This window comes from Nostoc sp. DedQUE07 (assembly GCF_034530975.2).
Taxonomy (GTDB): domain Bacteria; phylum Cyanobacteriota; class Cyanobacteriia; order Cyanobacteriales; family Nostocaceae; genus Nostoc.
In genome coordinates this window covers 272254-286458 of sequence record NZ_JAVRCC020000001.1, presented here as the reverse complement: position 1 = coordinate 286458, position 14205 = coordinate 272254, and the positions used below count along the sequence as shown (strand labels likewise).

Below are 14205 nucleotides of genomic sequence, written 5' to 3'. Positions count from 1 at the left end.
AGAGACGCGATTCATCGCGTCTAAGACAAATAACAAATAAAATTTGCGGAGAATACAGCATCATGACACTCGCCCAAAAACGCCCTGCAAGCCCTAGATTGAATAATAGCTTTATCTCCAGCCTGAAAAAGCAATTTCCTGACCTGATACCACCAACGATCGCGATCGCCATCTTCCTGATTCTCTGGCAACTCTTCGCTTGGATTCCGGGAGCCACATTACCAGGGCCAATACAAGTTCTCCAAGACACTTGGGTTCTGATTTTCTGGCCATTTTATGACCGAGGTGGCATTGATAAAGGTCTATTTTGGCAGATTCTCGCTAGTCTGCAACGAGTTGCCATCAGTTATACCCTAGCTGCGATCGTTGGTATTGCCTTGGGCATTTTGATTGGGGTTAATAAAACCATGTCCAAAGCTTTAGACCCCATCTTTCAATTACTGCGGACAGTACCACCTCTAGCTTGGGTTCCGATTTCTTTAGCAGCTTTACGACAAAACGAACCCGCCGCCTTATTCGTAATTTTCATCACCGCCATTTGGCCAATTTTAATTAACACTGCTGTCGGCGTTACCCAAATTCCCCAAGATTACAACAACGTCGCCAAAGTTCTCCAACTTAGCCGCAAAGAATATTTCACCAATATCTTGATTCCTGCGGCATTACCCTACATCTTTACCGGGTTGAGAATTGCGATCGGTTTAGCTTGGTTAGCGATTATCGCCGCCGAAATCGTCATGTCCGGTATTGTCGGAATCGGCTTTTTTATCTGGGATGCCTATCAAAATAACAACGTCAGCGAAGTAATTTTAGCTCTAGTTTATATCGGGGTTGTTGGGTTGCTTCTAGATAAGGCGATGGGCTGGCTTCAAAACAAAATTTTACCAGCAGAACAGAAATAGTCATTAGTCATTGGTCATTGGTCATTGGTCATTAGTCATTAGTCATTTGTAAAAAACTAAAGACTAATGATCGCGTACCAAGGATCAAAGGAAAAATGACACATGACAAAGGACAAATGACAAAGGACAAATAAGTATGTTTGTAGCTGTCGATCAAATTGAAAAAGTTTTTGAATTAACTGGTGGTGGCAAATATATTGCCCTCAAAGGAATCGATCTCCAAATTAAAAAAGGAGAATTCATTTCTTTGATTGGTCACTCCGGTTGCGGTAAATCCACACTGTTAAATATGATTGCGGGTTTGGATTTGCCAACTGAAGGTATTGTCACTCTCGAAGGACAAAGAATCACCAAACCCGGCCCAGACAGGATGGTGGTGTTCCAAAATTATTCGCTATTACCTTGGCGGACAGTAAGAGAAAATATTGCCCTCGCTGTGGACTCAGTAATGAAAGGTTCACCCGCAGCCGAACGCCAAGCCATTGTCGAAAAACATATAAATATGGTGGGTTTGCGTCCCCATGCTGATAAACAACCGGGAATGTTATCAGGTGGACAAAAGCAGCGAGTTGCGATCGCCCGCGCCTTAGCGATTCGTCCTAAATTACTCTTGCTAGATGAACCATTTGGTGCATTAGATGCACTCACACGCGGCAATTTGCAAGAACAACTGATGCAAATCTGCGAAGAAAATGAAGTTACCGCCGTGATGGTGACACATGATGTCGATGAAGCAGTGCTGTTATCTGACAGAATCGTGATGTTAACCAACGGCCCCGAATCTAAAATCGGCGACATTTTAGAAGTAGATATTCCCAGACCCCGGAAGCGGATGGAAGTAGTAGAACATCCCAGCTACTACAGCTTGCGGAGTGAGATGATTTACTTCCTCAATCAGCAAAAACGCATCAAGAAAATTCGGGCGCGGAAAACTGCCGACATTGCCCGTCATGGATTAGAAAAAGTTAACCTAGAAATTGGCTTTTTACCTCTGACAGCTTGCGCCCCTTTAGCTGTTGCTAAAGAAAAAGGCTTCTTTCTCAAGCACGGTTTAGATGAAGTTAACCTGGTGCGCGAAAGTAGCTGGCGGGGTATAGAAGATGGCATAAGTGGTGGTTACTTGGATGCGGCTCAAATGCCTTCAGGGATGCCGATGTGGCTTTCTTTGGGAGGACATAATAACCAACCTCTACCCGTTGTCACTGCCCTTACCATGACTCGCAACGGTAACGCCATCACCTTGGCAAAACGCTTTTACGACCAAGGCGTGCAAACCTTATCAGATTTCAGAAATCACCTGATTCTCACCCACGAACAACGGCACACAATGGGCGTAGTGCATCCCGCATCGATGCACAACTTGCTGTTGCGTTACTGGCTAGCGGCTGGTGGAATTGACCCCGATAGCGATGTGGATATGAAGACCATTCCCCCAGCGCAGATGGTAGCTGACTTAAAAGCTGGAAGCATTGATGGTTACTGTGTAGGTGAACCTTGGAACTACCGCGCGGCTGTGGAAGGTGTCGGTTTTACCATCGCTACCGACTTAGAAGTTTGGCTGGGACACCCAGGTAAAGTTCTTGGTGTGCGGGAAGATTGGGCAGAAAATTATCCAAATACGCATATCGCCTTGACTAAAGCTTTGTTAGAAGCTTGTCAGTATTGTGCAAATCCCGAAAATACCGAAGAAATTCGGCAAATTTTAGCAGGGCGAGATTACGTCAGCACTGATTTAGAATACATTCAACTCGAAGATCCAGATAGTCTCACCTGTGACTTAGACCATCCGTTGCGGGATTATGCCCATCACCAGTTTTATTCTGAGTCCGCCATTAACCGCCCCAGCCGTACTGAGCAAATTTGGATTATGAGTCAATTGGCGCGTTGGGGTGATACTCCCTTCCCCAGAAATTGGGTAGAAGTTGTGGAACGGGTGTGTCGCGTGCGTGTTTTCAGTACCGCCGCACGGGAATTAGGTTTGGATATCAGCTATATTCGCCAACCGATCAAACTGTTCGATGGTACTCCCTTTAACGCCGACGATCCGATCGCTTATCTCAACAGCTTGAAAATTAAACGTGATTTTTCAGTCGCGGAAGTTGTTCTTGATGCACCCAGAAGGAGACTCGCCTCATAAAAAAATCGTGAGAGAAAGAGGGAGTGGGAGAAATAGGATATCATCCATGAACCTCTGAACTCCGTTAACGAGTATTTGAACTGGATGAATCCACCTTTTATCTCCGTTAATGAGTGTTTGAACTGGATGAATCCACCTTTTATCTCCGTTGACGAGTATTTGAACTGGATGAATCCACCTTTTATCTCCGTTGACGAGTATTTGATACTCATGCAAATTCCAGCAATTTTTACAAGCGTGGAATACACATAATTTTAGGGACACAATATATTGTGTCCCTATGCGTGTAGTCTATTCAATTGAAAACCGTTGTAACTCTAAGCCAGATGCAACCTAATGAATCTTAATTTCCGATTTTTTCTTGGCAATCAGAGCTTAAATTAAAACTTTGACATTCTCTAGCTTCCGACAATTGCCTAACTGTATTACCAGGCTGATAACTTATCAAAGTTCCTGCAACCGCAGTCAGTGTAACAAAAGTAGCTAGTCCCAACAAAGTGGCTCGTTTTCTAGGTTTGATTGTACTGATGAAATTATCTAACCCAGTCGCACTACCAACAACCTCAATTGTCCCAAGTGCTTTTAAAGCAATAGCTGCATTAGCATAGCGGCGTTTTCGGTTACGTTCCACCATTTTCATCAACCACCACCGGAAATTCGGACTAATTTGAGGAACTAATTGCTGGAAATTAAAGCGATAGTTATCATCAATTAATTTGCCAATCTCAACAGAACGGGTATTAGTAAGTAAGCAAATTAGTGTTGCTCCTAAACTATATAAATCTGATGCCTCTGTCAGAGAATGACCAAACTGTTCCTCTGGTGGCATAAAACCTGGAGTTCCGGCTATAAAGCTGCTCAGACCTACTTTCTCACTCTGTCTTCTAGCCAACCCAAAATCAACCAGGTAAGCATTTAGTTTTTCATCAACCAAAATATTCTCTGGCTTAATATCCCGATGAATAATTGGGGAAACTTGCTTTTGCAGATAAACCAAACTTTCTAAGATTGACAGAGCAATTTGCTTAATTTCTTCAGGATGAAAGCTGCGTTTTAATCCCAAGGATGGGGCATTTTTATATTCCTGCACCAGATAAAAAGCCCCTGGCATTTCAAAGCAATCTATATAGCGAGGAATGCGGGAATGATTGAGTTGTTGCAAGATTTCTATTTCGCGCTGATATGCTTTCACACCTGATAAATCAGCACCTGCACGAGCAAAACAAAACTCTTTAATTACCACCTGTTGATTAGATTTCAAAACATTAGCTAGATAAGTAATCCGTCCCCCTTCTCGGTTACGTCCTAGTTCGCTGATGACTTGATAGCCAAGTTCTGAAAAATCTGGATGGTGATTTAAGGGTATTACCCCTTTATCTCCATTACGCATATCAAGCTCCATTTCACATACCATACGAGTTTGATTATGTCAAGGCGCAATTAAAAGATTAAGATCCACTCACCCAGATTGTTAGCCCCATTTTTACCCTGCTTGGGCTAATACATATCGGCAGAAAGGCGAAATGATTACCTTTGCGCTAGCCAATCGACAATCTGGGCATTGACAACATCTGGAACCTCATCGTGAGGACAATGACCGGCATTGGGAATGGGAACAATTTTGATATCTTTGCCATTCTCCCGCGCCTTTTCGTAAATCTTGGCCCCGGTAATTGGTGTCCAGGGATCGTCAGCACCCCAAATTACTAACAAAGGACGTTCTACTTCGGGCAAAAGTTCCTCTGGGCTAGGGCCAGGAGGGGCTGTGAGAATAGATGCGAAGACTTGTTGCGCTCCTGGATCGCAAGAGGGAGTATAAAGTAAATCGACTAATTCATCGGTGACGGCTTCACGGTTCCGGTAAACTTGGTATAGAGTGCGGCGAATTTGAGCTTTTTGGCGGATGCGGTTATAGACAAAATTACCTGTAATTGGCGATCGCACAAACCGATTAAAAGCTGCCATCACCATCCGTAGCGGTGGGTTCAATTCGTGAGGACGATGGCTCAAACCACCCGCAGAGTTAATTAAAATACCACCAGCAGCAATTTCTGGATGTTCTACCAGTACAATCAAGCTCAAAAGTGCGCCGATGGAGTTGCCAATAAATACAGCAGGTTCGTGTATGTGTGCTGTGCAGAAATCTTTCAGCAGTTCCACCCAAACTTCCACACTGTAATCAATGGGCGCTTTATCGGAACCACCAAAACCCAAAAGGTCTATGGCAAATACCTGGTAGCCAGCATCAGCTAAAACCGGGATATTTTTGCGCCAGTGTCCAATGGAAGCGCCAAAGCCGTGAACCAGAACCAAAGGGCGTCCTGTACCCATGACAGTGTACTGAATTTTGTAACCCTGCCAAGTCCAAATAAATTTTTCAAAGGCGTCTTGAGTTGGAAGCTGTTGTGTAGTTACAGTCATTATTAAGATTAATAAAGTCTTTCTTCAAATATAGTAATTTTCTCTGACCTAAAATGAAGTTTCAACAAAATGCTATTTTAAAATCAGTTCCAGTTGAGTTAAAGTCTTTGCCCTATAACCTATTTTGAATTGGAGCGTACCCCTTTGGGGATCTTGCTACGCATAGCGTCTCGGAGAGAAGCGACCATGACCCTTTCTGCTAACCAACTCAAGACCGAAATTATCTACCCCAGTTCTGATGGTAAACCAATGGCAGAGAGCGATCCAGCACGGGATTATCTAATTTATGCTGTAGAAGCCTTAGACATTTATTTCCAAGACCGAAGTGATGTTTACGTATCAGGGAATCTATTTGTTTACTACAAAAAGGGCATTCCTAGCGCTGTGATAGCTCCTGATGTCTTTGTGGTATTTGAGGTAGACAAGAAAAAGCGCGTCAGCTACAAGGTTTGGGAAGAAGGGGGTAAAGTCCCTAATTTTATTTTGGAAATCACTTCTGCAAGCACCCAAGAAAACGATGAAGAGGATAAACCCAAGAAATATTCACTTTTAGGTGTGCAAGAGTATTTTCAGTATGACCCAACCGGAGATTACCTCAACCCACGACTAAAGGGTTCTTATTTATTGGAGGGCAAATATCAACCGATTACATCCAACTTTTTACCCGATGGTGTCTCGTCTATTCACAGTGAAGTATTGGGTTTAGACCTCAGATTGATTGACGGAGAATTGCGGTTTTTTAACCCCCAAACTGGGAGAAAATTGTTAAGTCATAAAGAAACAGAACAAGCGCGACAAGAAACAGAACAAGCGCGACAGGATGCAATACCTAGATTATTGGAGTTAGGCTTGAGTATAGAACAGATTGCCAGTACTCTTAGTTTATCGGTGGAAGATGTGTTACTTATTTTATCGTTGGATCTGGGGAGATGATCTTTAGAGCTATAGGTAAAAATTACTATAATTGAAATTACGATCGCTTTGTGGTGAGAACGCAGTAGTAACTTCAATGCCTGCAATAAAGCTGACATCATTGATAATGAAGGTAGGCGTTATCTTCACATAAGTTTATGTTTCTAACTTGGTTAGACAGCAACTCTTGGCTGCTGGAAATTGGCGGACAACGAATACTAATTGACCCTTGGCTGGTTGGTTCGTTGATTTTTAGCAATTTGGATTGGTTATTTAAAGGTTCGCGATCGCAAAATCGCCCAATCCCAGATAATATTGATTTGATCCTGTTATCTCAGGGTTTAGAAGACCATACTCACCCACCAACGCTCAAGCTGTTAGATCGCAGCATCAAGGTTGTAGCTTCTCCCAATGCAGCTAAGGTAGTACAGCAGTTAGATTACACCCAAGTAACAGTATTGGCTCATGGTGAAACTTTCACTTTAAATAATCAAGTAGAAATCAAGGCTTTCCCCGGCTCTCCAATTGGCCCGACTCTGGTAGAAAATAGTTATCTCCTCAAAGAATTGGAAAGTGGTTTAACTGTATACTACGAGCCTCACGGGTATCATTCTCCACAACTTCAGCAATCTGCACCTATCGATGTAGTGATTACGCCGTTTATTGATATGACGCTACCTTTGCTTGGGCCGATTATTAAAGGACAAAATAGTGCTTTAGAAGTCGTCAAATCATTACATCCTCAAGTAATAATACCTACTGCGGCTGGTGGGGATGTGTCCTTTGAGGGCTTGCTGATGAAACTCATTCAAACTAAAGGAAGTGCTGAGGAATTTTGTTCGTTATTAGAAAAGAACAATCTTTCGACGCGGGTATTTGAGCCAAAACCAGGCGATCGCTTTGAACTACCATTAGAAAAACGAGCATTGGCAATTTAAATTCGAGGACATACTGCTTGCCATGTTAGTTTAATAACATGGCAACTACTAATTTTTTTCCATAGCTGAATTATCTTGCATATAGACTTTTCTAATCGGAAAAGGAATTTGAATTCCTACTTGTTGATAGCGTTTGTGTAATTTTTTGACAAATAGATGTTTACCAATCCGCTGATCGAAATATTCACTTACCCGCATATAAAGCGTAAAATCTATACTAAAATCATTAAAAGTATGAAATCTGATATATGGTTCATTATCTTTTAATTCCGGTGCAATTTCTTGCATAACTTCTTTAGCAACTTCTACAGTAACTTTTTCAACCTTTTCCAAATCGCTATCATAACTTACGCCCACATCAATTGTTAAAGTAATTTCTTTTGCAGGTAAATGATAGTTGGTGAAAATTGCCGAAGACAGCTTAGAATTGGGAACAATGACTACATTATTGGAAATTTCTTTAATGGTCGTATTCCGCCAAGAAATATCTATAACATATCCCTCATGTCCAGCATCTAATTTTACATAGTCCCCGGTTCTAACTTGCTTAGAAATAACTAAGTAAAAACCAGAAAACAAATTTGCAAGTGTGTCTTGAAGTGCCAAACCAACTGCTAGACCACCAATACCTAAAGTTGTGACTATTGGTGTAATTTGAACGCCTACCGTTTGCAAGATGATTAATGTTCCTAAAACTAAAACAGTAATCTTAGCAAGGTTAGAAATTAGTGATGTGGGAATCCCTTCTGCTCTGCGAATATATAAATTCAGGAAACCAGCAGTCAATTTAGCCAAGACTAAAGTTATTGAATATAGAAATGCCATCGTCAGAATTTTTTGCAGTACGATGGCAACATTTGGCTTGAGGGGAGCGCTCAGAACTGCCCAAAAAAAACCGCCAATGACAAACCAAAGAAAAGTCATCCGGTGTAGAGAGTGAAATAGAATTTTACTCCCGGCAATTCGTTTATTAGTAACGAATGTTTCTAGTTTTTTAAAGATAACTTTTTCACCAATTATTCCAGCCAGAAAGCCAGATACAATAAACACTATCGGCGTAATCCATTCCATCATATAAATTTTAAATTTGGAGTTTTACATTTTAGGATAACAGCACTATTGCTGCAATTATGGCTAAATTTTACCTTGTTATTTGCCGGATTATCTGCTTGAGATTTTCTTTCCTTATGGACTTGCCAATTATTTACCACCCAGATTACATTGCTCCTCTACCTGAAGGACATCGTTTCCCGATGTCTAAGTTCCGACAACTCTACGAATTGCTGTTAGCTGATGGTGTAGCGAATCAAGAACAATTTCACACTCCTGAACGTCCGCTACTAGAATTGATAGAGTTAGTCCATACTCCAAGCTACGTTCAAGCTTATTGCGAAGGAACCCTAGACCCCAAAGCACAACGTCGCATTGGTTTACCTTGGAGTCCAGCACTAGCAAATCGTACTTGTGTAGCGGTAGGTGGTACGATACTGACTGCAAAACTGGCACTAAGTCAGGGTTTAGCCTGTAATACGGCTGGTGGAACTCACCATGCCTTTCCCAGTTATGGGTCTGGTTTTTGTATTTTCAACGATTTAGCGATCGCTTGTCGCGTTTTACAAAAATTCGGACTCGTCCAAAAAATCCTGATTGTCGATTTGGATGTGCATCAAGGAGACGGTACAGCTTTTATCTTCCAAGACGACGACAGCGTTTTTACTTTCTCCATGCACTGCGAAGTCAATTTCCCCGGTACGAAACAAAACAGCGATTTGGATGTTCCTTTGCCGATAGGAATGGAAGATGACGCTTATTTACAAACCTTGGCGAATTATTTATCAGATTTATTGTCTAAAGTCAAGCCAGACTTAGTATTTTATGATGCAGGCGTTGACCCTCATATAGGCGATCGCTTGGGCAAATTAGCCTTAACTGATGCTGGCATTTTTCGCAGAGAAATGCAGGTTCTGAGTACCTGTATGAGTAGCGGTTATCCAGTCGCCTGCGTTATTGGCGGCGGTTACGCTGATGATATGAAATCTTTAGTATGGCGGCATTCCCTGCTACATCGGGCTGCTAGTGAAGTTTACCGTCAGTATAAACTATAGTCATTTAGTGGGCAATACTAGCCAAAATCGTAAAGTTTTTAAACGCAGAGGAACGCAAAGTAAACGCAAAGGTACGCAGAGTATTGCCAAATTTAATTCGTAGCGAATAGGACTAAAATAAACTTTGCGCTCCTCTGCGCTTACCTCTGCGCCCCTTTGCGTTTAAATTTAAACCATATTTTGAAGGCATTGGCAGTACTGGATGAACAACGGCAAACTCAGAATATACGAACTAGCAAAAAAATTAAATTTAGATAGCAAAAAGCTATTAGTAATTTGTGAAAAACTCAAAATTGTAGTCAAAAGCCATACTAGTACAATCTCAGAATCAGATGGAGAACGCATTCGTCTAGCGGTAAATAAACTAACAGCAAAATCCTTAAAAACTAAAACAACCTCTGAAGATTGGGGCTATACATTTATAGCTTCAGCAATTGATAGCTTTATCCGCCATCTTGAAGGTGAGGCTGCCTTGAAATCATATTCCGATTTTAGGGAGCGGCGCGATCGCGCCAATCAGTTAATGTATGAATGTGTCGGTAAAAAGCCTTCTCTATTTTATGTGCGTCGCAAAGGTGCGGGGAAAGAAACAAGAGAGGAAATCTGGGATTTGACAATAGCAACAGACTCCGATGATTTTCCATTACCCGCAAGACTTGACAAGCTCAGAAAAACATTAGGATTTAGAGCAGCTGTACAAAAAGATGGACGCGACGGTATAAAAATACTTTCGGCTCAATTGTTACAACTCTCACGGGGACACGCCGACAGCTATGCTATAGCTTATCGCTTGCGTTTACTGGCTAATCATCAGCATCATCTCGATATTCCGCCAGCGACATTGAAGCGCATCGCTACCGCGCCAGTTTGTGGCGACCATATACCTACAGAAGATCAGCTAAAAGCTTGGAAAGCATTTTTGCAAATTGAAGAAAAAATCGCGAAAGCGCGTCAATTTTGTGTGCGTTACGTAAGTCATAACTATAACTTCAAAAGACGAATCAGTTTTGAAATTGATCTAAACTCAGCCACCCTTGACGGCTTTTATCAAAATTCCCTTGATGTCGAAAACTTTTGGGAACGAGCAAGACGCACAAAAAACGAAGATTTAAAGCTTTTTGAAACTGCTCCCGTCGGTAAAAATTGGATTAGCGGTCGTCAATTAGGGACTGTTGAGGAAATTGACCCCAACCGTTGTATTATCAGCCTCAGATTAGAACGCGACTTAGCTGAATTCATGGCAACAGAGCGTTATAAGTTGCCAGATACAGGATTTTTGTGTTTTGAAGCAGTTGGTGATATTCAGCAGATTCAGCGTAAGAAAAAAGCTTTAGATGATTTGAATAATGGTTATACTCAAAATCCCTATTTAGGCAACTTTTTATTCGATGCTTCTCAGGCTAGACAGATCAAAACAACTGTTGAACTTCAACCACAAGATTTATTATTATCTTCTGCAAATCCTGGTCAGAAAGCAGCAGTGGAGAAGGTACTTGCCGCAAAGGATCTTGTTCTCATCCAAGGGCCGCCAGGTACTGGGAAAACTACCGTAATTGCCGAGATTTGCTATCAAATTGCCCTGCGCGGTGGACGCACTCTAATTGCTTCTCAAGCCAATTTAGCAGTAGATAACGCCCTGAGTCGATTAGTTCACAACCCAGTAATTCGCGCTGTACGCAAGGGTAAAGCCGAAAAAGTTGGGGAAGAAGGACAGCCATTTTTAGAAGACAAAGTGATTGGCAGATGGCTAGAAAATACTGCAACTGACTGCGAAAATAATCTGACTCAACGGCTGGAAAATATTAAAATTTTCACTCAATTGCTGGCATCATCACAAAGATTTACCGCTTATTTACAAGCAGAGGAAGAATTTAATCAGCAACAAACTAAATTCAATGAAAATAAGATAAAACTAGAGGTAAACTTTCAAAATCAAGAAAAAGATTACAACGAAAATGTAGATAAACAGAACGAGGTTGAATCACTAATTGCCAAATTAGAAAATATATTAAAGACTTTACCAAATCTCAACTGGGAAGCTTCAGAAGTTACAGATTTATTGCCACTTCTTAAACCCTACACAGAAGGTAACAGTTTAGTAGAAGAGTTTTTAGCAAATGTTCGTCAAATCATCAAATATACTGATGAGCTTGGCTTTGTGCGTCCGGCGCTTGGTGCTTTTGGTTTAGCGGCTTGGTTGCATAAAACTGTAGCAATAGAAATTTCTGGATTTAAAGCTTCTTTAACTGATGCTCAAGAAGCAAGTAAAGCCATCTTAGAAGTTGCAGCATCAGTGGAGGTTGTCAAACAAAATTTCGCCTCGTTGAATCAGTTACAACCAGATTATCAGCAATATCATATCAAACTGCAAAATATACAGCAAACAATCCAGATATGGCAAAACCGCAAACGGGAAATAGATTACATTATTTCAGCTGTTAAGGAATGGAAATCTACAGCACCTTCTCATCTCTATCAAACTTTAAAAGAATGTCATCAATCAGGTTTACCACTCACAGAAAATTTAGTTGACTTACCGCTAGGTTTATTGATGTTTGCTAATACATTAAAACTACCAATAGTCCCGAAAAATTATAAAATAAATTTACCTGAATGGGAAGTATTAGCAAAGGCGATCGCTTATGAAATAGATGGAGGTTTTACTGACAGGCGGGGTAAACAGCATAATTTTAGCTATTTTTTACAAGAAAATTTTAGTCAAATTCCAATAGTGCTATCAAAGAGCGATCGCACTCAATGGCAAGAAACCTATCAACAGTTTAACAATTATCAGCTACTCAACCCCAAACAACGAAAATTACTGGTTGAGAATACCCAGGTTTTCTTAATTAGAATGCAACGGACTTATAGTACATCATGGGAATGGAATAATATCGACTCTACTCTCACTATTACACAAGAATTATTAGATATTATCCTTGCAAATGCGCGTCAATGCGTTTTAAAAGTCAAAACGGAAACAGAGCAACAACTTCAGCATCTACAAGGACAATTAAATGAACTTCAGAAAAATAAAGTTAGCCAACAGCAAATATCTATTACTCAAGCTGAGGTAGAAAAAGCACAGCAGGATGCTAATTTCCAACTTGGGCAAGTGATTAATATTTTGCAAGAACTGAATCAAAAAAATATCTCTTCTCAATTACGTATTTTAGTTGAAAAATATCTGGCAACACAATCAAATATTTGGGAGCAACCCCAAGAATTTGCAAATCAAGTAAATTACTGGGAAACTTCCATTAGTCAGCTTGAAACCTTAATCTCATTATTAGAACCTTTTGCCGTACTAGAGATAATTAAACATTCTCTAAATGAGCATTTATCAAAGTTACAAGAAGAAACTGAAACTTCTCTACAGCATCTACAAAAATTACAAACTAATTTACGTGAGGTAGAACAAAAATCACACCCACAGCCATCAGAAAACCTAAAACAAGAACGAAGCTGGTGGTTGACAAAATGGCAAACAATACCTGATAAGTTTAAACCAGAAATTTCTCAAGCAGACTTATTTAGTATAAAGTTTTTACGCAATATCAATACTAAGTTTAAATTTTGGCAGCAACAACTCCAGACAGACGAAACTTATCTCAATAAATATCAGAATTTTGTTCGAGATTGGATAGGAAAATTAAGAGAGCCAACTGAAGGTGACAGGGACGATTTAAGACGCATATATTTAGATAATGCTAATGTCGTCGGTATCACCTGTGTTCAAGCTGCAAATAGAGGTTTTTCAGAAGAATTCAAATCTTTTGATGTCGTTATCATTGATGAGGTTAGTAAGTGTACTCCACCAGAGTTACTAATCCCAGCTTTGAAAGGCAAAAAGCTAGTAATGGTAGGCGATCATCGCCAATTACCACCCATGCTTGATACTAGCACTTTAGAAGAAGTAGCTCAAACAATTGGCAATACACGAGACGAACTACAGTTTTTAGAAGAATCACTATTTAAAAGTCAGTTTGAATCTGCTGATGAAAGCATCAAACAAATGCTAACTACACAATATCGAATGCATCCATTTATTATGGGTGCAATCAATCAGTTTTATGACGGTAAACTAGAATCTGGTATTGTAGAGGCGGACACAAAACGCGCACATCATTTAGCAAGCGAAATTATCCAAGAATCTCAGCATCTTATTTGGGTAAAAACGCCTATAGAAAATAAGTTTTTAGAGCAACGAAACGGAACTTCTTACTTTAATATTCCAGAAGTTGATGCGATTGAACGTTTGTGTCATCAGTTTGAAAATACTTGGGTTTCTAAAGTTGCTAATGGTGAACCAAAAAAAGAAATTGCTGTAATTACATTTTATGGCGCTCAATTAAGAAAAATTGATGAACGTCTGCAATCTGAACTTTTTCCTTCGTTAGAAATTCGTACTGGTACAGTAGACAGATTTCAAGGTATGGAAAGACCTGTTGTAATTGTCAGTATGGTTCGCAATAATAACAAAGGAGATGTGGGATTTGCAAAGAAACCAGAACGAGTTAACGTTGCATTTTCTCGCGCTCAAGAACTATTAATAATTGTGGGCTGCCATAATTTATTTACCCATCAATCAGGTAAAGTCGGAAGTATGTATTCTGAAGTATCAAATATTGTTAGTCTTCACGAAGGTTTCGTTGATGTTTCTCGCCTCTTCAGCTAAATCTGTGGTGTGCTTACGCATAGCCAGCCGCAGGTATAGCGCGCGACAAAAAACCTAAATTTCATAAACTGTAACTTAGGCTAAGTATCTTAACGGAATTTGCTCCTAAACA

At 40.5% G+C, this 14205-nt stretch carries 9 protein-coding genes; 6 read left to right on the top strand and 3 right to left on the bottom strand.

Annotation, left to right across the window (positions count from 1 at the left end; translation table 11 throughout):
* The first annotated feature begins 62 nt into the window (after positions 1–62).
* Positions 63–902: a nitrate ABC transporter permease gene (gene ntrB / locus RMZ95_RS01045; RefSeq protein ID WP_322685993.1), complete on the top strand. Its 840-nt coding sequence runs from the start codon at positions 63–65 to the stop codon at positions 900–902.
* A gap of 130 nt (positions 903–1032) precedes the next feature.
* Complete coding sequence (locus RMZ95_RS01040; RefSeq protein ID WP_322685999.1) at positions 1033–3039, top strand: nitrate ABC transporter ATP-binding protein; 2007 nt, start codon at positions 1033–1035, stop codon at positions 3037–3039.
* 343 nt (positions 3040–3382) lie between these two features.
* Here the strand turns inward: RMZ95_RS01040 and RMZ95_RS01035 are convergent, their stop codons facing one another.
* Both RMZ95_RS01035 and RMZ95_RS01030 read right to left on the bottom strand, forming a co-directional pair.
* Positions 3383–4441: a serine/threonine-protein kinase gene (locus RMZ95_RS01035; RefSeq protein WP_322682966.1), complete on the bottom strand. Its 1059-nt coding sequence runs from the start codon at positions 4439–4441 to the stop codon at positions 3383–3385.
* 125 nt (positions 4442–4566) lie between these two features.
* Positions 4567–5460, bottom strand: coding sequence for an alpha/beta fold hydrolase (locus RMZ95_RS01030; RefSeq protein ID WP_322682965.1), 894 nt, complete (start codon positions 5458–5460; stop codon positions 4567–4569).
* Positions 5461–5646: 186 nt separating this feature from the next.
* Between RMZ95_RS01030 and RMZ95_RS01025 the strand changes: the two genes are divergently transcribed.
* Positions 5647–6393: a Uma2 family endonuclease gene (locus RMZ95_RS01025; RefSeq protein WP_322682964.1), complete on the top strand. Its 747-nt coding sequence runs from the start codon at positions 5647–5649 to the stop codon at positions 6391–6393.
* 137 nt (positions 6394–6530) lie between these two features.
* Entirely contained in the window at positions 6531–7310 is a 780-nt protein-coding gene (locus RMZ95_RS01020; protein WP_322674219.1) for an MBL fold metallo-hydrolase, read from the top strand.
* Positions 7311–7358: 48 nt separating this feature from the next.
* On the opposite strand, the gene RMZ95_RS01015 is transcribed toward RMZ95_RS01020, so the two are convergent.
* The gene (locus RMZ95_RS01015) at positions 7359–8384 is read right to left on the bottom strand and encodes a mechanosensitive ion channel family protein (RefSeq protein WP_322682963.1); all 1026 of its coding nucleotides are present in this window, start codon (positions 8382–8384) and stop codon (positions 7359–7361) included.
* 113 nt (positions 8385–8497) lie between these two features.
* On the opposite strand from RMZ95_RS01015, the gene RMZ95_RS01010 reads away from it, so the two are divergent.
* The gene (locus RMZ95_RS01010; RefSeq protein ID WP_322682962.1) at positions 8498–9415 is read left to right on the top strand and encodes a histone deacetylase; all 918 of its coding nucleotides are present in this window, start codon (positions 8498–8500) and stop codon (positions 9413–9415) included.
* A 202-nt stretch (positions 9416–9617) separates the two neighbouring features.
* Complete coding sequence (locus RMZ95_RS01005) at positions 9618–14093, top strand: translation initiation factor IF-2 N-terminal domain-containing protein (protein ID WP_322682961.1); 4476 nt, start codon at positions 9618–9620, stop codon at positions 14091–14093.
* The last annotated feature ends 112 nt before the right edge of the window (positions 14094–14205 follow it).

Bases quoted from the DNA above. Each gene is read 5' to 3' on its own strand.
- RMZ95_RS01030 (WP_322682965.1), bottom strand. From the start codon at position 5,460: ATGACTGTAACTACACAACAGCTTCCAACTCAAGACGCCTTTGAAAAA.
- ntrB (WP_322685993.1), top strand. From the start codon at position 63: ATGACACTCGCCCAAAAACGCCCTGCAAGCCCTAGATTGAATAATAGC.
- RMZ95_RS01015 (WP_322682963.1), bottom strand. From the start codon at position 8,384: ATGATGGAATGGATTACGCCGATAGTGTTTATTGTATCTGGCTTTCTG.
- RMZ95_RS01025 (WP_322682964.1), top strand. From the start codon at position 5,647: ATGACCCTTTCTGCTAACCAACTCAAGACCGAAATTATCTACCCCAGT.
- RMZ95_RS01020 (WP_322674219.1), top strand. From the start codon at position 6,531: ATGTTTCTAACTTGGTTAGACAGCAACTCTTGGCTGCTGGAAATTGGC.
- RMZ95_RS01005 (WP_322682961.1), top strand. From the start codon at position 9,618: ATGAACAACGGCAAACTCAGAATATACGAACTAGCAAAAAAATTAAAT.
- RMZ95_RS01035 (WP_322682966.1), bottom strand. From the start codon at position 4,441: ATGGAGCTTGATATGCGTAATGGAGATAAAGGGGTAATACCCTTAAAT.
- RMZ95_RS01010 (WP_322682962.1), top strand. From the start codon at position 8,498: ATGGACTTGCCAATTATTTACCACCCAGATTACATTGCTCCTCTACCT.